Here is a 22,583-nt window from a genome sequence, read left to right on the forward strand (position 1 = left end):
AATTTTTGGGCTTTTTAAAAGAGCTCAAATATTTTTCAGAATAACTTTTCAACTTACACAGTTAGTGAGACACTACCAAAAATATAAAGCCTTTAGAAAATTAAAGCCTTTATATTTTTTTGTTCTTAAAAACTGAGTTCAGCCGATGTGATCTTCTCTTGATATAAAAAATTATAGATGAAGGCGTAAAAAAGGATCTGCATCAATACAATGCTTATTCAACAGTAACTTTTTAACCATTGAATGTTTTTTTTGCCTCAAGTTTTTTTCTCCGCTTAAAGCCTGATTCAGTAAAGTTTCACGTACGTCACCCAAAGGAAAAATCTCAATTTCCTGTATTTCATTTAATTCAACAGTAGGATTTATGCCTAATGCATAATTACCTTCATTAGCGGCATTAAATAATTTGTAAATTACAGGACACAAAACCCAGCCTTTTTTATCTGCCAGCCTGTTATCTTCAATAGCAAATCCTGCAGCGTCTTTTCCTTTTGTTTTTTCACCAATCGATATTACTTTCATAAAAGGCTTTAAGTTATTCAGTATTATTTCGGAGGCTGATGCTGTATGATTGCCGCATAAAACATACAATTCCTGAATCGAAGGATGGACACTTCTTAATGATTCAAAACTTACCTGCGATTCATTCATTTCTAAAACTTCCTTAAATGTTTGATTTACCAAACTGCCGTTTTTATTTCCTCTCAGTTTAATAAATAAATCATCTGTTTTGATATTTGGTGCCAAAATTACACTTAAGGCTGCAGCCGATGAAATATCGCCACCGCCATTATACCTTAAATCAACTATAACTTTGGAGACAGACTGCTCCTGAAATTCTTTGAAAATCTGAAGAAAAGAGGCAGCAAGCCCAGCATCAAAATGAGAGATTTCTATATATCCCGCCTTTTGGTTGTTATAAAGGATAACTTCATGTTTTACAGGCCGGGCAAAAGTAAAGCTGCGTATTATCGCTATATTTTTTACTGCTGAGAAACCTGTTGCTGAAGAATATTCTGTTAATTCTAATAGTGCGCTGCCTGAAGAAGCTAAATCGAGATATAAATTTTCGAAATTCTGATAATTTATTGGTGTGCCGTTAATGCTTTTTATAAACTGTCCTCTTTTCAGTCCGCTTCTTTCGGCTGGCGAATCGGTTAGTACAAATAAAACCACGCCAAAAGTCTGTCCGTTGTACTCCAAAAACGAAATATCAAATCCGTAGGCATTCCTTATGCTTTTGGGAGATGCTTGTGCGTCGGCAGGATTTAAGGCGTAAGAAAAATGATCATCTGTGTTCAGTAATTTTCTTAAATAATCTTTCGGATCTATCGATAAATTTGTAAAAACAGGCAAGTCTTCATTCCAATAATAGTATTTTTTCATTTGCTCATTAATCCACATATTCGTGTACTGATTATTTCCTTTATCGTATGATACAGTGCTGTCATCATTTTCACAGGAGCAAAAGAGCAGGATCATACTATATAAAAGTATGCCGGACAGAAATAAAGATTTTTTCATTTACATCAAATTAAAAAGTATATAATCGACAGCACCCTAATTCAAATTTCATGTTTTTTAAGTAAAAAATTCAGACAGACGGATTGTTTCTGCATACCTGAAAAACACAGTTTATATCCTGCTTTTTAAAATCAGATATTTTTCAATTTATTGAATTTCAGTGTTTTGATTGTGATAAAAAACAATGCATCTCAAATATAGTAAAAAATGTCTAAGGTTTTTACGGATTATAAATTCTATTATCTTCAAATCACAATTTAAATTATGTGTAGATTTATTTATTGTTTTTTGATGGTTCGAAATCAAATTTTTCTTTATTTCAGAATAAAATTGATGTAAATGTGTAAAAGCAGGATTTTAAGACAATATCCAAAGATATCCATATTCAGATTTACGAAACTGCAGGTATTTGTCAGCAGTCTTTTAGTTGGGTAAATTTTAACTTAATGTCCATTTGTAAGTAATGAAAATAATGGTAAATTTATTAATAGCGAATGATTTACACCAGAAAAGGTTCATAAGAGCAATCAATAGAATTTTAAAAAAACGAATTTAAATTGTATTGTTTACTGCGTTGTTTGCCTTTTCGGGAAATTTATATAAAAGCTTGTAATAAATTATAACAAATACTATAAAGACATGAAGAAATATAAAATAGGAATAATAGGCTATGGAGGATTTGGAAAATTTTTGCACCAGTGGTGGGCAAAAATGGAAAATGTTGAAGTTGCAGGTATTGCTGATTCGGGATCCCATCCAAATGATGTAACCAGTATTAACAGATATCAGGACTGGAAAGACATGATTAATGATCCCGAAATAGAAATTGTAAGTATTGTTACACCTCCGGGTTTACATGCTGAAATGGCTTGTGCAGCGATGAAATCAGGAAAGCACGTGCTGCTGGAAAAGCCGGTAGCAATTACCGAAGATGAAGCAAAACAAATCTTAGAAACGCAAAAAGAAACGGGCATGGTCATAACAGTCGATCATATGATTCGTTACAATCCTATTATTCAAAGTTTGATGGAATTAAGTCAGAGCGGTGCATTTGGAAAACTCAGGCATGCTGTAGTGAATAACTACGCTCAGGACGAGTCTTTGCCCGCCAGCCACTGGTTTTGGGACGAAAAAAAGTCAGGTGGTATTTTTATAGAACACGGTGTACATTTTTTTGATATTATTAAAGCTTTAAGCGGTCAGCAATATGCAGAAGTATTTGGAACTTCGCATAGTCGTAATGAATCACAACGGGATAGGGTATCGGCAATGGTACTGTATAATGAAGGACTAATAGCAAGTTATTACCATGCTTTTTCGGGACCTGGCTTATTCGAACAAACAACTATACATCTGGCTTATGATCTGGCCAGAATAGAGATAGAAGGCTGGATGCCAATAAAAGGAAATGTAAAAGCTCTTGTGAATGAAAAAACAAAAGAGCAACTGAAGGGTATTCCGGGCTGGAACATTAGTACAACGGAATCACTTACGAATGAAAAAGAGGTTTCAGGATCAGAAGGATGGGGAACTGATGATTCATCTACTGCTGATAAAAGGGTAACATATTGCGGTGGAACAGCCTACCATGTTGAGGAACTGGTGTCAGGTAATTTCGAAATTCATCAGACTAAAGCAGAGGTTTATGGTAAATGTGTACAATTAATTTTAGCTGACCTGATACAAAAAATTGAGGATAAGGACCACAAACTTACTATAACGCTCGAAGATGCTATTGAGGCACTAAAAATAGGTATTCTGGCTTCAAAATAGTTAAAGTGCTTTTAGAGAATAGTCCTGAATATGTTTCAGTCATTTAAGACTAGTCTTTTTTGTTGCCGATTTTTTTGGTTTTAAAAATCCATTATTCACTGTCTTTTCCAAACCATCTTCTCGGCGCATCACTTTTATGGAGTACGATTTCAGAATGCAGGAATTGTGCGGCCTGTGCTGAATGCTGCCACCCCGACAAACTTTGCCATAAGTTTAAAACAAATGGCTCAATATCTCAGCTGGATAGAGCAACGCACTTCTAATGCGTAGGTCGAAGGTTCGAATCCTTCTGGGATCATTTAGATTAAATTTTAATTGCGTTAAAACTTGATTAAACAGCTGAAAAACCGCACTTTATAAAGATGTGGTTTTTTTTATCCTTCATTTTTTATTTAAAAAATACACAAAACAGAATTTCTTCAAAATTGACATGCAACTTTGTCTTAAAATAATCAGTTTTAGAAACATTGTTCCTTTTACTTTTTATTTATTTCTAATCTCAAATTAAACGAAATTTTGAACTTAATAATCTGTTTCCATGAGGAAAAACTACTTTTTATTTACAAGTGTATTATTAATTTCTAAATTTATTTAAAATGCTAAAAACAGTCCTTTTATTCGTTTTAGGAACCACTTCTATCTGCGCTCAAAACACAAAGAATGATACAATAGCAGGACAAGATACCTTACACAATTTAAAGTTTAATTACAAACAATTAATCGTACCCGGAGTTCTTATAGGTTATGGTTTTATTGGTTTGGAAAGTGATCAGCTCAAAGATTATAATGCAGAAATTAAAGAAGAGGTCAATGAGGATATTGATCATAAAGTATCTATTGATGATTTTTCTCAATGGGCACCTGCTGTTTCTGTGTATGGCTTAAATGCTTTTGGCGTTAAAGGGAAAAACAACTTAAAAGACCGTTCTGTTATTTTAGCCGGTTCTTATTTAATGATGAGCGCTTCGGTTTTTGTCTTAAAAAGTATCACCAGGGTTCAAAGACCAGATGGATCTTCTAACAATTCTTTTCCTTCAGGGCATACTGCTACTGCTTTTGCCGGTGCCGAATTTATGTATCAGGAATACAAAGACCAGTCGGTCTGGTATGGTGTGGCAGGATATGCGGTAGCGACAGCGACAGGAATGTTTCGAATGTACAACGACAGACATTGGCTTACAGATGTTGTCGCTGGAGCCGGTATTGGAATATTATCTACGAAAACCGCTTATTGGATTTATCCTTATCTGCAGAAAAAGGTTTTTAGGTCTTCTAAAGAAAATAAAAGTACTTCGATGATTATGCCATTTTATAACGGAAAAGAGCTAGGATGCAGTTTTGTCAGACGATTTTAGACTGATATAATTGAAAAATAAAATTCCCACAGAAAAAATGTACTGATCTGTGGGAATAGGATTGATTTCTATTCTGTCAAAACTTGCAGTGACGCGGGAAGGATGTTAACTTTTAGCTTATTGGTCTTTAAATTATGCTGTTCTCCATCAATCTGGGCATCAATAAAAATTTTAGAAGGCATTTCAATTTGAATTTCCTTTACCATATAATGTTTGGATTTTTTAAATTTTTCAATTGAATTTTTCAAAACATTATAGCCAAGTATTGCTTTTTCAAAAAATGAAATTTCAGGAATTACAATCATATCCAGCAATCCATCATGAAGACTGGCTTTTGGTGTGAGGCTCATATTGTACCCCATTTCGTTAGAATTGGATATGAACAGCATTAACGGGGTAGTTTCAATAGTTTGGTTGTTAAAGGAAATCAAAGTTTTTTGCGATTTAAATTGAAGCCCGGCAGATATTGAAGCTTTGATGTAGGCCGGAAGAGTTCTTTTTCCCGCACGCTCATATTTTTTGATAATAAGGGCATCAATACCAATCCCCATATTACTAAAAAAGTATTTATGATTTAATTGCCCTACATCGATGAGAGTCGAATGTCCTTTTTTGATTACAGCTATTGCTTTGTCAAAATCTCTCGGAATCTTTAAGTTGGATGCTAGTCCATTTCCTGAACCTACCGGAATAATTCCTAATTTTATTGAGGTTCCAACAAGGCACGAAGCGACTTCATTGATAGTCCCGTCACCGCCACAGGCAATAATATAATCCGGATTTTTTACAATTGCCTTTTTTGTGAGTTCGAAAGCATGTTTCTTTTGTTTTGTATAATCTACCTGAACATGATATTTCTCTTTCGGAAACTGATTTCCAATATAAGAAGCGGAAAGATTATGTTTTCCGCTGCCTGAAATTGGATTTATGATAAAATGAATATGTGTCATTAATTTACTTTAAAAGCTTATTGGTAAAGAGATAATCAGCAGTCTGGTACCAGGAAATAGTTTCTTCCAGAAAAGAGCGGTTCATTGGAATCGCAGTCAGGCTGTTATCCTTTTTGTTCCAGGAATAAAATACCTGTTTTTTTTGGTCAGAAAGAATCATTACTTTTTCTTTTTTCATCAAAACCAGTTTTCGGTAGGTGCCCATTAAGGCACGTTCTTCGAATTTTGGTGCCAGTACATCTTTTCCAAAAAAATCAGATTCGTAATTCCAATGAAAAAGTGAAAACAGTGTCGGCCAGAGATCAATCTGCGAACATTGTTTGGTGATTTTTTGATTCTGCTCCTCAGGAAGATTTACAATAAATGCCGGAATATGATAATTTGCTACGTCAATTTCATCTTTTCCTGCACTGCTGGCACAGTGGTCTGCAATGATTACAAATACGGTGTTTTTGAACCAGGGTTTTGTTTTGGCTTTTTTAAACAATTCCTTCAGTGCAAAATCGGTATATTTTACAGCACCTTCACGGCCTGTGCCTGACGGAATATCAATTTTTCCGGAAGGGTAGGTATATGGCCTGTGATTGGAGGTAGTCATTACAAAATTGAAAAACGGTTTTCTGTTTTTGTATTGTACATCGGCAACTTTCAGCAGTTTATTAAAAATATCTTCGTCGCAGACTCCCCATGCATTTTCAAAAGTTACTTCGTCATCATTTATATTATTACGGACCGTGTTGATTTCGTCACTTAAAACACTACCCCGGCCGCGATCGTAAATAGCAAAGCCGTTACCGCCAAAATATGCGTTCATATTGTCAAAGTAACCGTCTCCGCCATAGAAAAAGTTACAGTCATATTTTCTGGATTTGAATACACTGCACACTGTATAAAGATTTTGGTTGTCGGGTCTTTTTACAATACTTTGTCCCGGAGTAGGGGGAATACACAAAGTCACTGCTTCCATGCCTCTTACAGTTCTGGTTCCGGTGGCATATAAATTTTCAAAGAAGACACTTTTCTGTGCAAGGCTGTCCAGAAACGGAGTGATGTTTTCCTTGTTTCCAAATTCTTTCAGGAAGCTTCCGCTGAGACTTTCTACAAGTATAAAAACAACATTTTTATTTTTAAGGAAAGGTGTGTTCTCAATAATATTTCTGTGGATGGAGTAATTTTTTTTTAAATAAACAACATTTTGAGAAGCCAGTTTTTTTCTGATAATTTTAAAAGCTGTGGTATTAGGGATTGAAGTATAAAAATCAACATATTTCATCTGGTTGTTTCTGAAAGCAGCAAAAAAAGAATAGATCCCCGATTTTGAAATTTCAGAATTATACCGGTTCGAAGACCATTCTGCATGATTGTTAGTAATAAAAAAAGCAAAAAACAGGGCTGTAAAAACGGTGGGTAATAAAACCGAAAGTCTGGTTTTTAAACTGGCTTTAGTATTATAAGTAGTTGTGAAAGCTTTGTTTTTATAAAAAAGAAACAAAAATACCACGGTAAGCAGTAAAACACCTCCAATTAAAACCGGAAGCGGGTAGGACTGTTTGATGTTAGCAACAACTTCATGTGTATAAATCAGATAATCAACGGCAATAAAATTGAATCGTGTTTTGAATTCATCCCAAAATGTCAATTCGGCAAAAAATGTAAAAACAAGTATAAAGACGGTTAGTGATGTGAAGAAATAAACCAGGACTTTGTCCAAAACAGAACCAATCCATTTATTGGGCATAATGCTGTAATACAAAATACTGCAGATGGAGATGAAAACTACAGTTCCCAAATCAAAGAAAAGACCTGTTATAAGTGTTCTTAAAAGATCAATTACATTTAGGGAAACTTCGTTAAACTGCCAGATAAAAAAACAGATTCTTAAACATTGTGAAAGGATTAAAAACCAGATCACAAAATGAAGCAACAGTGAATATCTACCGTATTTAGAAGGTAATTTTTTCATAATCATTAATTAAATAAGGGCAAATTTTATAACCCAATTCTGAATTTATTTTGAATTTTAGTTTTTATTATGAAATCAGAATTTATAACTGTACCCAAAGCGAATCACTTGTGTTTCATAATAATCTTTACTGGTATAGCTGAATCCTTCGCCCTGTATTTCTTTCTTTATGACAAGGGTGTTAAAAATATCTGTGGCATTCAGGAATACTTCGCCTCTTCCTTTTTGTACCAGTTTTTTTAGACCCAGATCCGCAGAAAAACGAGAATCTATTTTTCCTTGTGGAATAATATCCGGTGCCAGATAAACCATAGAAACTTGTCCCGAAAGTGTTTTACTGAACAGAAAAGTATTGTTCCATTTTAAATTCCCCGAAGTTATTTCCTGAAGATCGCTATGATAGGTTGATGATACAGGATACAAATTGGTCACCGTAAAAGCATCTATCGTGTTTTTATAGAAATTCCCATTCAGATTAAAAGAATACCAGGAACTGAGTTCTTTTGCGTAAACCAGTTCTGCGCCAAAAGACGAACTTTCCATAGCATTTTGAAAAACATTGTAAATAAGAGGGTTTCCGGGAACTGTTGTGGCAATTCGGGTAATAGCATCATTTATAACCCTGTAATAAAATGAACCTAAAAAATATCCTTTTTCAAAATCGGTTTTGTAGCCTGTTTCAAAAGCAGTTGTAAATTGAGGACGCAGGCCTGGGTTTCCTACCTTGATAATTTCGGCATCATCGTATTTCGGAAAGATTCGGATATCAACCTCATTTGGCCTGTCCACACGTCTGTTGTAAAAAGCGGTAATTTTATTGCTATCATCGATTTTATAAGCCAGTTTTACACTCGGAAAAGGTTCTGTATAACTGTACCCGTTACTTTTATAAGTCGGATGATCAGGATTTATGTCGTATTTAAGATGAACGTATTCATAACGAAGGCCCAGTTCTGCTTCAATTTTTTCAGTTTCGTAAATATAGCTTCCATAAAGTGCCGGAATAATTTCTTTATAAGTAGCCCATCCTCCGGCATCAGCATCGAGAAGCGAATTTTCTCCCGGAAAAAATTGCATATTCGTAGGGATTTCACGGTTTCTGAACTTTATTCCGGTCTCAAAACGGCCGTATTTCAGGGGCTGTACATAATCAAAGTCGAGGTCTATCACTTTCTCATTTGATAGCAGTTTAAAAGCATCGTGACCTGTAAAAGTGGGCATTATATTATCAAAGAAATATTTTTCATCTTCTCTGTGATAGGTGTAATTAATCCCTGCATTTAATTTGCGTCCTGCCTGACTGAATTTATGCTGATAAGAAGCACTGGCCATGATAGTGGTTTTGAGTTCGTCTTCTAAAAACTGCCACAAACGCAAACGCTCCGAATAATCCTTGTTGAAGAAAGGCTGATCGCCATGGTCTATAATTTTTTCGCTCCCAAAAAGACCCGAAAAAGAAAAAGTATTCCGGTCGTCGTAATTCCAGTCGATTCCGCTTTTAATAGTGGTGAAGTGTGTATTTCTGTTTCGTTTGGTCTGTTGGTTGATTACCGTTCCATCATCGTAGGTACGGGTAACAAACTCATTTTTATTGAGTGTTTCCGTATAAAGGTAATCGGCTTGTAAATAGGTGTTGAGTTTGTTTTTTTTGTAATTTAACGAAAGACTTGGATTGATTTTGGGAGTCATCTGATATTGAGGCCTGATGTCAGGAAGATTTTCCTGGCGCTCCCATAATGCCCCATAACCTGAGCCGATGCCTATTTTTCCGTTTAGCCCTTCCTGTTTATTTTTTTTATAAATGATGTTGATGATTCCTGCATTCCCGTTTGCATCATATCTTGAAGATGGATTATTTATGATTTCAATTTTTTCAATTGCAGATGCCGGAATATTATCCAGTCCTGACTGGTTTCCAAATCCCGTTAGAGCAGTTTGTTTGCCATCAATCAAAACCATTACTTTATCATTTCCCCTAAGCAGGATTTTACCATTATTGATGGTAACGCCCGGAAGATTTTGCATAGACTGCAGCACCGAACCGCCGCTTTGGGTAATATTATCAGCAATAGCAAATACTTTTTTGTCCATAATTACGGGATACTGTTTTGTTGTTCCGCTGACAATTACTTCTGATAAAACATTGATATCCTCATCAATTTCGATATTTCCGAGGTCCAAATAATCAGAAAGTGTATCTATGAATAAGGTTTTCGATTTGGTTTTAAAACCGGTTGAGCTAATTTCTAAAATATGATTTCCCGAATTTACAGCTGCAATTGTAAACCGCCCATCATCACCGCTTACCGTACCAAAGAATATCTTTTGATCTTTTGGAGATTTCAAAACGATATTAGCATACGGAACAGCAATTTTAGAACTGCTGTCTTTTATGATTCCGGAAATGGTTACAATTTTTTTTTGAGCGACTGCCTGCACTATTGTTATCAGAAAAAAAGATAACAACAGAATAATTTTTGGTTTCATTCGTACTATTTAAAAAAGAATAGTACAAAGCTCTGACCCGATTCTGTAGTAAGTCTGAATTTTAGAAGGTAAGCTCGAAAATATGCAGATTATTATTGAATGAATAGCGGATATCCCAATGGCTGATGTCACATATTTTTTTAATAATAGCCAAACCAAGCCCATTGCCCTGTGAAGAAGGATTTACTTTTGAGAAACGATTAAAAATAGTCTGTTCTGTCAGCGGTATTTCAGGACCGGTGTTGATAAACTTTAGGGCACTATCTTCTGTTACAATCTCAATTACACCGTTTTTTACATTATGCCGAATAGCGTTCAGGAATAAGTTATTGAGTAACACTTCTGCCAAGGCTTTGTTTCCCTTGATACTTAAGGTATTGCTAAGGTTTGTAGTAATTGTTAAATTTTTTGGCTGAGCCTGTTCGGTAAAGAAGTCGAGATGTTTTTCAATATAGTCATTTAAAACAATAATTTCCTGTTCCGGATAAATTCCATTATCAATTTTAGAAAGCAGTAACAGGTTTTTGTTGAGCCTGTTGATTCTTGAAACATCATTATTCAGAGATGTAACTAATTCAGATTGTTCTCTGGTTAAATCTAATTGCTGCAGCGTATCAATTTTGGTTTGGAATAAGGCCAAAGGAGTCTGGAGTTCATGAGCGGCATTTTCTACAAATTCCCTCTGACTTTTGTATATGGCTGTATTTTTTTCAATTAAGCGTTCCAGGCTTTTGTTTAGGCGGTAAAATTCGTCTATATCGGTTGAAATAAAATGCGGCGGATTGTTTTTGTCAATTTCGAAATCCTGTATCTGACTGAGTGTATTGTAAAAAGGTTTCCAGATTGTGGCGGCTAATCGTTTTGAAATCCAGATGATTCCAGTTAACAAGATCATAATGATAAACAGAAACATGGCAGCAACACTAAAAACCATTCCTTCCATTTCGACCAGATTTCGTTTTTCTATGTAAGTATATCTTTTTCCGTTGATGTCCACCGGAGCGTACAAAATCCGGAACGGTTCTTCTTCATTGGCTTCAGGTTCAAACAGCATTTTGCCTACGATTGAGTCTTTTCTTACTCCCATGTCAGCAACAATTGTAATATTTTGGTTGTATTTATTCCATGCTGCGATATCATCGGCTGTATAATTTTGATGGCTCTGCTTAATAAAATCACCTTTATGGAAGAGCAGTACTTCATCGGTTTCATAAATATAAAGCCATTGACAGATATAATAAAATACCGGAGCCGCTGTCATTAATATGATGACAGCATACATAAGAAAGCTGTTGGTGGTTTTATGAAGCAGTTTTTTATTATTCATTTTCCCATTTATATCCTAAACCATATATAGTTTTGATGTAATCTCCGCTGCCGGCTTGTGTTAGTTTCTTCTTGAGATTTTTGATATGTGCATATATAAAATCATGGTTGTCGAGCATATCGGCCATGTCGCCTGAAAGATGTTCTGCAATAGCTGATTTAGATAACACTTTATTTTCGTTGCCAATTAAAAAGAGCAGTAAATCCAGTTCTTTTTTAGTAAGATCCAGTTTTGTATCATTCACAGTTACGGTTTTTGAGAAAATTTCGACTACAATTTCATTAAAAACAATACTGTTGCTGCCTTTAAAGTTTTTCCGACGTATAAGTGCCTGCATCCGAACCAGTAATTCAGCAAGGTGAAAAGGCTTGGTGAGGAAATCATCTGCCCCGAGATTAAAACCTTCCAAACGGGTTTCCAGGTTTTCTTTTGCCGAAATAATAATAACACCCTCTGTTTTGTTTTTTGATTTTAATTCTTTTAAGATATCAAAGCCATCTCCGTCAGGCAGCATAAGGTCTAATAATATGCAGTCATAATCGTAACTGTCAATTTTAGTGAGGGACAAATTATAGTTTTCGGCTGTTTCACACTGGATGCCGTTTGTTTTAAAGTACGCCTGAATACTTTGCGCAATTTCGCGCTCATCTTCTATTATTAAAATCTTCATGTTGCAATTTACGAATGAATTTTGAAGAAAAACTGAATAAAAGCGATCTGTATAACTGATTTTTTGTATTTTATTTTCCAAACCATCTTCTCGGCGCATCACTTTTATGGAGTACGATTTCAGAATGCAGGAATTGTGCGGCCTCTGCTGAATCCTGTACTTTAACAGCACTGCGTTCCAGCATTTCTGATTCAAATTCTATTAGTGCACTTTTCCGTATTCCTGTTTTCCTCCAGTCAGATACTGGCCTGCATCCTTTAAAAATGCTTCGCGCTAATAAAAGAGCATCCAGCAAAGCCTGATTGGCACCTTGTCCTTTAAACGGACTCATTGGGTGTGCAGCATCTCCGATCAGAGTGACAGGTCCTGATTTTTCCAGTAATTCGTTTTTAAGTAATTTGCGGTCATAAACAGGATAGCCGGAAATATAAATTTCACTGGTTGACGATACAATTTGAGGAATAGGATCATGCCACCGGGTTCTCCGGCAGGCTTCTTCCTTTAATGCTTTAGGTCCTTTCGCGCTTAATGATTTTGCATCATCTTCAGACATAGGGAAGCTGAGCTGCCACATCACCGAATCTTTCGTATAGGGCATAATGTAGATTCGTTCGCTGCCGTTGGCGGTCTGAAATATTGTGGCAGAGTCCAGTAAAGGGCTATTAAGGTGTTCGGTAAGACTTAATGGACATATACCTAATATCACAATACAGCCCAGATAACGCAAAGGGGTAATGTCTTCGCCAATCAGTAATTTTCGTACAGAACTCCGGATACCATCGGCTCCCACTAAAAGATCTGCTTTTGCGTTCCTGATCTTTCCATCGACTTCAAAACTGAGCTCGACTCCTTCACCTTCAGATTGCCTGAAATCTATTAACTGATGGCCCCAGCGTATCCGATCATTTCCTCCGAGCTGATCCAGCAAAGCTAATCGTAAAGACTGCCTTGCAATATGTACATTTGTACGTTTGGAAGACGTTTTTATCTCTGACTGGATCCATTTTCTGGTTCCCCATTCTGCAATTACTTTTCCCTCAGGAGTATGAACCAGATGCCTGGTAGAAATTACACCCTCTTTTAAAGATAAAATGCCCAATCCCTGAATTGCTTTGCTGGCTTGTTGTAGAGTGAGGCCATAGCCCTGAGAACGTGCATTAAAGTCTTTATCACGTTCGTAAAGTGTAAACGGAATTCCACGATGCAAACAGGCAACCGCAAGGGCCATTCCGCCTATTCCGCCACCAATGATAGCAATGTGTGGCAATTCTGTATCTGCTACAGGAGGGATGGCAGAAGCGAGTAAACCGGATCCGGAACATTTCGGGCATGAATATGGATTTCCTTTAGGTGGAAGCGGAGCTGTACCTTTGCCTTGCATTTTTTCAAATTCATCCAATGCGATCTGGTAAAGAAGCCGTACTTTTTTGCTTATCCTTCGATTTTTTTTACCGCGACCCCGACATTCCTGACAGACAGTCCAGTTTAATACTTCATTATCCACTTTTGGTATTTCCACTTTTTGAATTGATTTTCACAGGCTGCAAAGTTACGATAAAAGCGAAGGATATGTAATAAATAGAATTGTATAAGAAATTTAACTGTAACCCGTTGGGTGAAATTATTCCTTTTCCAATTCTAACGCATCAGGTTGATATAAATGTGCTTTAATCTGTGTAAATCTGCGTGAAAAATTAATACGCAAAAGTATTTCACGCAGATTTTAAAGGATTTTCGCAGATCAAATTAGATTTAATGCTTGAATGAAGCTATTTTGTTCAATTTTACCCAACGAGTTAACTGTAATAAAAATTTAAAGCCTGCTATTAAAAACAGGCTTTTAAAATGATGTAAAAAAGAAGAGTGTTTTATTTATTAATGTTCAGATTATTGATTTTCTTCTAAATATTTAATGATTTCTGCGCATGCATTTTTACTGGTAAAACCAAATTTTTCATCAAGAATTGAGGCAGGAGCTGAGTAACCAAAATGATCCAGTCCGAAAACTTTTCCGCGGCTTCCGGCAAGATTTTCCAGGTTAACAGGAAGCCCTGCTGTCAAACCGAAAACCAATGCGTTTGCCGGAATAACGCTTTCCTGATATTCCTTTGGCTGCGACCTGAAAAGACCTTCAGAAATTATAGAAGCTACGTTTATTTTTATTTTAATACTGCTTTCCAGTTCAGCTGCAGCTTCAATAAGTGTAGCTACTTCAGATCCATTGGCGATTAAGGTTATATCTGGATTTTCAACAGCTTTAACAAGATAGCCGCCTTTTTTCGCGTTAGAGGCATCTTCAAATCTTGAATTTCCTGAAGCTGGAATGTCTGCAATGTTTTGTCTGGAAAGAATTAATCCGGTTGGTGTTTTTTTGTTTTCCAACGCCATCTGCCATGCTACAGAGGTTTCAGTGGCATCTGCAGGTCTCAGGGCTAATAAACTTTGATCGCCGGAGTGGTTTTTGATTTTTTCCAATAATCGAATCTGGGCTTCCTGTTCAATTGGCTGATGTGTTGGCCCGTCTTCGCCTACGCGAAAGGAATCGTGTGTCCAGACATATTTAACCGGCAGTTCCTGAATTGCTGCGAGACGAATGGCAGGTTTCATATAATCAGAAAATACAAAAAAGGTAGCTACAACCGGAATAACTCCTCCGTGAATGGCGATTCCGTTTGCAATGGCAGCCATAGTAAGTTCTGCGACTCCAGCCTGAAGAAATCCACCGCTAAAATCATCTTTTTTAAGAACTGATGATTTTTTTAAGAAACCGTCTGTTTTGTCACTATTGGATAAATCAGCAGATGAGACAATCATATTTTCTACGTTTTCTGCCAGATATCCCAAAACGGCTGCCGATGCATCACGTGTAGCTGAATTGGCTTTTTGCACTATCGAACTGAAATCGAGTTCCGGCAGATCACCATTAAAAAACTGCCGGATTTTTTTTGCCAGTTCAGGATTTTGCTTTTGCCAGTCAGCAATTTTTGCTTTTCTCTCTGCTGCTTCTGCTGTTTTTGTTGCTAAAACATTTTTGTAATGCGCAGCAACTTCTTCGTAAACAGCAAATGAGTCATCTGGGTTTGCTCCTAAATTGAGTAATGTTGATTTAAAACATGCTTTGGTTCCTCCAATTGGTTTTCCGTGCAGCTCGCATTGCCCTTCGTACATTGCTCCATCGGCAGTTACGCATCCTTTGCCCATAATGGTCCTTCCGATAATTAGTGTCGGTCTTTCCAATTCTGCATGGGCAGCATTAAGTGCAGAACGAATGTGAGTATGGCTATGACCATCAATAGTAATTACTTTCCATCCCCAGGATTCGTATTTCATAGCAGTATCTTCGGTAGTTACTTCATCGGTCATTGAGGATAGCTGCACATCATTTGAATCATAAAACATGATAAAATTATTTAGTCCCAAATGTCCGGCAATACGGCCTGCACCCTGAGAGATTTCTTCCTGAATGCCTCCGTCTGTGATGAATCCGTAAATTTTATGATCGAATAAATTATCAAATCTGGCCGACAGAAACTTTGCTGCAATGGCGGCACCCACACCCATTACATGTCCTTGTCCTAAAGGGCCTGATGTATTTTCGACACCTCTTTTTACATCAATTTCAGGATGTCCCGGCGTAACAGAACCCCATTGCCTGAAATTTTCCAGATCTGTCTTTTCATAATTCCCAAGCAAATGATACTGCGCATACATTAAAGCCGAAAGATGTCCTGCATCCATAAAAAACCGATCCCTGAAAATCCATTGCATGTCCGTTGGATCATATTTTATATATTCGGTATAAAGAATATGCATAAAATCGGCTCCTCCCATAGATCCGCCGGGATGGCCTGAATTTGCTTTTTCTACCATTGAAATGGCTAATGCTCTAATATTATCTGCTGATAAGTGGTCTATTGTTTTGTTCATATTTGTGTTAATTAATGTAATCTTGAGTTTATTGATGAAGCTGAATATTTTTAACCAGTAGGGTGTAATTATTAAAAACGTCAGTTCGAGTGTTTTTTGTGTAGAGAAACGGAACAAAAAATATATCGGGAACCATTTTAATGATAACTTTTCTGTTCCCGATACAATTCCGATGAAAAATCGGGATCACTCGAACTGATTAAAATTATCATCTAAAACTAATTGCACCCAACCGATTATTTTTATTACTAATCTATTTGAATAATCCGGGTTACGATATTGTTTTTAATTTCATTTTTTTCATCTGGCTGACAGCCCCCAATTGCAAGTTTAATTTTGCTGGAAAGCTGTTTTATATCACCTTCTGCCGTAATCGAAGAAAGGTCCTCCGGAGAAAGTGTAAAGTTGATTGTTTTACTTTCACCTGATTTCAAACGAAGCCTTTCAAATCCTTTAAGGCTCTTTAAAGGCGCTTTTATGGATGAATCCTGATTGATGATATACAATTGGGCAACTTCTTCTCCTTCTGATTTACCGGTGTTCGTTACTCTGACAGAAACAGAAACAGGCTGACCTTTCTTTATTTTCGAAAAAATCTTTAACTGATCGTATTTAAATGTGGTATAACTAAGTCCATACCCAAAACCATAAAGCGGTTCGCCTTTAAAATAGCGATAGGTTTTATTATCCATACTGTAGTCCACAAAAGAGGGCAGATCTGAATCGCTTTTATAAAACGTAACAGGCAGTCTTCCCGCAGGATTATAATCCCCGAAAAGAATATCGGCTACTGCATTTCCAGCAGCCTGGCCTCCATACCACGCATTGAGTATTGCAGGAATATTTTCAGCCTCCCACGGGATGGCTATGGCACTGCCGGTCATCATGACAAAAACGACTGGTTTTCCTGCGGTTTTCAAAGCTTTCATTAACTCGGTCTGGATTTTTGGAAGCAGGATAGAGGTACGGTCACCACCTGCAAAGCCCGGAAAGTTCACAGGCATTTCTTCACCTTCGAGCTGTGGGGATATTCCGCCCACATAAATAAATGCGTCGGCATCTTTATTTTTTTCGACTATTTTTTTGAAATCTGTTTTTTCAAAATTACCGGTATTTAATGCAACATTAGCTTTTCCTTCACCCTGCCAGTATTCTAAAACTAATTTGTAAACAGCATTCTTTTTCGTAATCAATTTAAACGTTCTTTCTCCCCATCTGTTTTTGTCCCATGCATTTAGAACTTCTTTTCCGTCGATTAAAAAACGATATCCATCATCTGCACTCAGTTCAAAAGTAATGGAGCCATCCTTTTCGGCTGTAAAATTTGTCGTATAACGTGCAGAAAAGCGGTTTGCTTTAATGTTTTTGACAACAATTTCGCCTTCCTGCCAGAAGTTATTGATTTCTGATTCTGTTCGTACTGCTTCAGGCTCACCGGAAAGATTTTTATTATTGTAATATTCAGCTTTAAAGCCTTGTTTTCCTTCATAAGTGTATTGATTTTTAAGGTTTTGATATACTAGCAAAGTATCATTGGTAAAGTTGACTGCTTTTTCATAAATGACTTCTGTATTGACACCTGCTTTTTCTTTGATTCCTTGTAAAACTGTTGTTAGCTTGCTGGGTGTTCCGTTGTAATTTCCCAGAATGGATATGGAGTTGTCCGCGTTAGGACCAAGTACCACAATCTTTTTCAGGTTTTTATTTAGTGGCAGTGTATTTTTTTCATTTCGAAGTAAAACCATGGATTGTCTTGCCATTTTTAAGGCATGTTGCTTATGTTCCGTACTTTCTAAAACAGATGCCGGGGTTTGAGCGTACTTTACCATTTCAGCAGGATCAAACATTCCAAGCCTGAAACGGATCATGAAGAGGCGTTTTACAGAAATGTCAATTTGTTCCTCACTTATTTTTCCATTTTTTACCGCCTGAACCAAAGCTTTGTAAGCATCAGTACCACAGTCGATATCTGTTCCGTGAAAAACAGCATCTGCAGAAGCCGATTCAGCATCCGGATGTGTTTTATGGTTTTTGAAAAAATCATCGATTGCCCAACAGTCAGAGGTTACATAACCATCAAATTTCCATTGATTTCTTAAAATATCCGTCATCAAAATATCGCTGGCACAACACGGCTGTGTCCTAAAAGCATTATAAGCGCACATAACACCGGCTACTTTAGACCCGGTTACTAATTTTTTAAACGCAGGCAGATAGGTATCCCAAAGTTCATAAGGGGTGACGTCAACATCAAAAGTATGACGCAAAGACTCAGGTCCGCTGTGTACTGCATAATGTTTGGCACATGCAGCAGCTTTTAGGTATTTAGGATCGTCTCCCTGCAGGCCTTTAACAAATGAATCGCCCAGAATACTTGTAAGATACGGATCTTCTCCATACGTTTCCTGTCCGCGTCCCCAGCGTGGATCACGAAAAATGTTGATGTTTGGTGTCCAGTAGGTCAGTCCCAAATAGCGTTCATTGGTGCGACCTGATGCAACTGCTTTGTTGTAAATGGCTCTTCCTTCGAGTGCTGAATAATCGGCCATTTTAAAAAGTGAATTTTTATCAAATGTCGCCGCCATTGCTATTGCCTGAGGATAAACGGTTGTTTTGAAGGGGGTTCTTGCTACTCCGTGTAAAGTCTCATTCCACCAGTCATAGGCAGGTATTTGTAATCTCGGAATCGCCGGTGAGGAATTGAGCATCTGGGATACTTTTTCTTCTAATGTCAATTGGCCAACCAGATCATTTACCCGTTCTTCAAAACTTAATTTGGTATTTTGAAACCTGAACTTATCTTTTTTTTCTTGTCCGAAACAATAACATGAAAAGACGAGTGCAAGTATATATGTGATTTTTTTTGTTTTCATTAGTTTAAATTTTTCGATACTTGGTTATAAATACACTTTTAAACAACCGATTGTGTAAAGTAATAACTTTTTTTTAGAATAAAAAAATTATGTTCACTCTGAGGACTTAAAAAATAACAATTTGCTACTGTGTTAGCTTATATTTTAACAATAATTATTATAATATCTTAAATAGATGCAGCATAGATTGTAATATCATTAAAATAAGTACATTTACAGCCTTAGTACTTAATTTCATGGAAGAACACAGACACGTAACAATTTATGATATTGCTCAAAAACTGAATCTTGCAGCATCAACAATTTCACGGGCTCTAAAAGACCATCACAGCATCAGTGATAAGACTATAAAAAAAGTAAAGCAGACTGCCAAAGAAATGGGTTTTGTGCCGAACACCTTAGCAGCTGGCCTTCGGGGTAATGTAACAAAAACCATTGGAATTTTGATTCCTACAGTTACGCAGCCTTTTTTGTCGTCTTTAATCAGCGGCATTGAGATTGCAGCTCAAAAATCGGATTATTCCGTTATTATTATGCAGTCACATGATTCATACCAGATGGAGGTAGATATGGCAAAATCGTTGTATAGTAACCGGGTAAGCGGTGTTATCTGTTCTCTGGCAATGGAGACTAAAGATACTTCACATTTCAAACAGTTCTCCAATAACAATATTCCTTTGGTGTTTGTTGACAGGGTTCCTAAAGATTATGATACTTTTCGTGTCGTAATCAATAATTATTTAGCGGGTTATAAAGCTACTAAGCATCTTATAGAACAAGGATGCAAAAGAATCGCGCATTTAACACCAGTCTCGGAGTTTGGTTCTTTGTATAATGAAAGGAAAAGAGGATACACAGATGCTTTAGCAGAACATGGTATTCCAATAGAAAACAATCTGATTATAAGTCTGAAAAAAATAACTTATGAAGAAGGGGTAAAGGCTTGTAATCAATTATTTGATCTGAAAAATCCGCCTGACGGGCTTTTTGCTCCAGGCGATCTTCTGGCGGTAAGCGCTGTGCAGACTGCTAAAAAAAGAGGCATTAAAGTTCCGGATCAGTTTGCAGTAATAGGCTTTAATAATGATCCAATCTCTGAAATAATTGAGCCTAATATTTCTACAATAACCCATCCGGCAGAGAAAATGGGTAAAGCTGCTGCGGAATTAATTATCAAAAATCTGAAATCTGTTAAAGAAGAAGATGCTAAAGAAATCACTTTTTTAAATACTCAGGTACTGGTAAGAGAATCTTCGAGGAAAATTTAAACTATAATCTTCAAATTACATTTCAGGATGTTTTGCATTAACTTTTTTAAACGCTTCGGTTTGATTAACAGGATTTATTTTGTTAATGTTTTTTAAATCCGTTTCAAAATTGAAATTTTATTTTTTTATTGCTTTATTTTTGTATTTTAGCACAACCGATTGCGGACAGTAAAATTTTTCTGATACGATGTTTTTTTAGAATTTATATTGCTAAATCATCATTTTAAATAAATATTGTTTGTAACAGACTTAAAATAAAACAACGGTAATAATGAATTATATTAAAAAGACTTTTTTCAAATTGAGCATATTGTTTTTTTTGGTTAGCTGGCCAACATTAGCACAGAAAGACTACAAGTTATGGCTGCAATATGAAAAGAAAACGGATTCAAAAATAATTTCAGGATACTTATCCAATATAAAAGGAGTAACAGCATTAGAAAATACAGAAACTTCAAAAATTGCTGTAAATGAATTACAGGTTGCTTTGAGTGAGATGCTGGGAAATAAAATTATGACTGAAACAAAACCAGATGGAGAAAATAAAATAATTATAGGTTCAAAATCGGTTTTAAATCCTGAACTTCAAAAAGCAATTGGTTCTGATTTTGACCTGATACATGACGAAGGTTTTATTATCAAATCTGTTTCTGTAAAAAACAAAAAACATATTCTTATTACCGGCAAAAAAGATATTGGAGTTTTATACGGCGTTTATAATTTTTTAAGATTAATTCAAACGAATAAGCCAATACAAAATCTAAACATTGCTGATAGCCCAAAAACCAACATCAGAATTTTAAATCACTGGGATAATTTAGATCGTACCGTAGAACGTGGTTACGCCGGTTTTTCATTATGGAATTGGCAGAAACTGCCTGATTTTATTGACCAGCGTTATATTGATTACGCAAGGGCAAATGCATCTATTGGAATAAATGGAACTGTCCTGACCAATGTAAATGCAAACGCTTTAATTTTGACGCCTCAATATTTAGAGAAGGTTGAAGCTTTAGCAAACATATTCAGACCTTACGGAATAAAAGTGTATTTAACTGCCCGATTTTCAGCACCAATTGAAATAGGGGGATTAAAAACAGCAGACCCAAAAGATGCAGAAGTTGTGAATTGGTGGAAAGATAAGGCCAAAGAAATTTATAAAAGAATTCCGGATTTTGGAGGTTTTCTGGTAAAAGCAAATTCTGAAGGTCAGCCAGGGCCACAAAATTACGGAAGAGATCATGTTGATGGGGCAAACATGCTCGCCGATGCTGTTGCACCTTTTGGCGGGATAATTATGTGGAGAGCGTTCGTCTATTCTGAACATGATTCCAATGACAGGGCAAAACAGGCTTATGCCGAATTCGTTCCTTATGACGGAAAATTCAAAGACAATGTGATTGTGCAGGTAAAAAACGGAGCAATCGATTTTCAGCCCCGGGAACCTTTTCATCCTATGTTTGGCGCTATGCCGAAAACGCCTTTAATGATGGAATTTCAAATCACTCAGGAATATTTAGGTTTCAGTACACATTTGGTTTTTCTGCCTAAATTATTTCAGGAAGTTTTAGAAGCCGACACTTATCAAAAAGGAAAAGGAACGACGGTTGCTAAAGTGATTGACGGTTCTTTTACAAAAACGAAACTGACCGGAATTGCCGGAGTTTCCAATATAGGAAATGATTTAAACTGGACGGGACATCCTTTTGCACAGGCAAACTGGTACGGCTTTGGAAGACTCGCCTGGAATCCTGATTTAGATTCGGAAGCTATTGCTGATGAATGGCTGAGATGCACTTTTTCGAATGATGAAAATTTTATTCAACCAGTTAAAAAAATGATGATTGAATCGCGTGAAGCAGTTGTCAGTTATATGACACCTCTTGGTTTGCATCATATTATGGATACAGGGCATCATTATGGTCCGGGTCCATGGGTTTCTAATTTGTCAAGACCGGAATGGAATCCGGTGTATTATCATAAAGCTGATAAAAACGGAATTGGTTTTGACCGTTCTAAAACCGGAACAAATGCCACAGCACAATATGCACCTGAAATTGAAAAATTATTTGATAACGCAAAAACCTGTCCTGAAAAAGATTTATTATGGTTTCATCATGTTTCCTGGGATTTTAAATTAAAAAATGGGCAAACGTTATGGGATGGACTAGCTTTGAAGTATCAGGAAGGCGTTGACCAGGTAAAGAATATGCAAAATATTTGGAATAAAACCGAAAAATATGTGGATCAAGAGCGTTTCAAAGAGGTGCAGATGTTATTAGAAATCCAATATAAAGAAGCAAAATGGTGGCGGGACGCATGCTTGCTTTATTTTCAGCAATATTCGGGTAAAGAACTACCGGCCGGAGTGGAGAAAGCTAGTCAGTCTTTAGATTATTTTAAATCATTAAAATTTCCTTTTGCACCGGGGAACTAATATAATTTTCTTACTTATTCCGTAAAAAA

Annotated in this window: 13 protein-coding genes; 4 read left to right on the top strand and 9 right to left on the bottom strand. The window is 36.4% G+C overall.

Annotated features, from left to right (window positions below):
- Positions 1–171: 171 nt before the first annotated feature.
- Positions 172–1,524 (bottom strand): S41 family peptidase, encoded by a 1,353-nt coding sequence (locus tag GXM17_RS12940; protein WP_163399745.1) that lies wholly within the window; start codon positions 1,522–1,524, stop codon positions 172–174.
- Between the two features lie 639 nt (positions 1,525–2,163).
- Here GXM17_RS12940 and GXM17_RS12945 point away from each other — a divergent pair.
- Entirely contained in the window at positions 2,164–3,297 is a 1,134-nt protein-coding gene (locus tag GXM17_RS12945) for a Gfo/Idh/MocA family protein (RefSeq protein ID WP_163399746.1), read from the top strand.
- Between the two features lie 596 nt (positions 3,298–3,893).
- On the top strand, positions 3,894–4,652 hold the full coding sequence (locus GXM17_RS12950) for a phosphatase PAP2 family protein (protein WP_163399747.1): 759 nt from the start codon (positions 3,894–3,896) through the stop codon (positions 4,650–4,652).
- Between the two features lie 68 nt (positions 4,653–4,720).
- On the opposite strand, the gene GXM17_RS12955 is transcribed toward GXM17_RS12950, so the two are convergent.
- The 8 genes from GXM17_RS12955 to GXM17_RS12990 all read right to left on the bottom strand — a co-directional run bounded on the left by GXM17_RS12955 (position 4,721) and on the right by GXM17_RS12990 (position 18,849).
- Positions 4,721–5,602, bottom strand: coding sequence for a diacylglycerol/lipid kinase family protein (locus GXM17_RS12955; RefSeq protein WP_163399748.1), 882 nt, complete (start codon positions 5,600–5,602; stop codon positions 4,721–4,723).
- A 4-nt stretch (positions 5,603–5,606) separates the two neighbouring features.
- Positions 5,607–7,565 carry an LTA synthase family protein gene (locus tag GXM17_RS12960; protein WP_163399749.1) on the bottom strand — a complete coding sequence of 653 codons (1,959 nt, stop codon included), beginning with the start codon at positions 7,563–7,565 and terminating at the stop codon, positions 5,607–5,609.
- Positions 7,566–7,640: 75 nt separating this feature from the next.
- Positions 7,641–10,052, bottom strand: coding sequence for a TonB-dependent receptor (locus tag GXM17_RS12965; protein WP_163399750.1), 2,412 nt, complete (start codon positions 10,050–10,052; stop codon positions 7,641–7,643).
- Between the two features lie 61 nt (positions 10,053–10,113).
- On the bottom strand, positions 10,114–11,379 hold the full coding sequence (locus tag GXM17_RS12970) for a sensor histidine kinase (protein WP_163399751.1): 1,266 nt from the start codon (positions 11,377–11,379) through the stop codon (positions 10,114–10,116).
- On the bottom strand, positions 11,372–12,049 hold the full coding sequence (locus GXM17_RS12975; protein WP_163399752.1) for a response regulator transcription factor: 678 nt from the start codon (positions 12,047–12,049) through the stop codon (positions 11,372–11,374). The genes GXM17_RS12970 and GXM17_RS12975 overlap by 8 nt, the downstream gene beginning before the upstream one ends.
- Before the next feature lie 70 nt (positions 12,050–12,119).
- Entirely contained in the window at positions 12,120–13,562 is a 1,443-nt protein-coding gene (locus tag GXM17_RS12980; RefSeq protein ID WP_163399827.1) for an FAD-dependent oxidoreductase, read from the bottom strand.
- A gap of 374 nt (positions 13,563–13,936) precedes the next feature.
- Positions 13,937–15,976 (bottom strand): transketolase family protein, encoded by a 2,040-nt coding sequence (locus tag GXM17_RS12985; RefSeq protein ID WP_163399753.1) that lies wholly within the window; start codon positions 15,974–15,976, stop codon positions 13,937–13,939.
- Between the two features lie 248 nt (positions 15,977–16,224).
- Complete coding sequence (locus GXM17_RS12990) at positions 16,225–18,849, bottom strand: glycoside hydrolase family 3 C-terminal domain-containing protein (protein WP_163399754.1); 2,625 nt, start codon at positions 18,847–18,849, stop codon at positions 16,225–16,227.
- Positions 18,850–19,085: 236 nt separating this feature from the next.
- Here GXM17_RS12990 and GXM17_RS12995 point away from each other — a divergent pair, with 236 nt between their 5' ends.
- Both GXM17_RS12995 and GXM17_RS13000 read left to right on the top strand, forming a co-directional pair.
- On the top strand, positions 19,086–20,117 hold the full coding sequence (locus GXM17_RS12995; RefSeq protein ID WP_163399755.1) for a LacI family DNA-binding transcriptional regulator: 1,032 nt from the start codon (positions 19,086–19,088) through the stop codon (positions 20,115–20,117).
- Positions 20,118–20,388: 271 nt separating this feature from the next.
- On the top strand, positions 20,389–22,554 hold the full coding sequence (locus GXM17_RS13000) for an alpha-glucuronidase family glycosyl hydrolase (protein WP_163399756.1): 2,166 nt from the start codon (positions 20,389–20,391) through the stop codon (positions 22,552–22,554).
- The last annotated feature ends 29 nt before the right edge of the window (positions 22,555–22,583 follow it).

Source organism: Flavobacterium fluviatile (assembly GCF_010645065.1).
Lineage (GTDB): Bacteria > Bacteroidota > Bacteroidia > Flavobacteriales > Flavobacteriaceae > Flavobacterium > Flavobacterium fluviatile.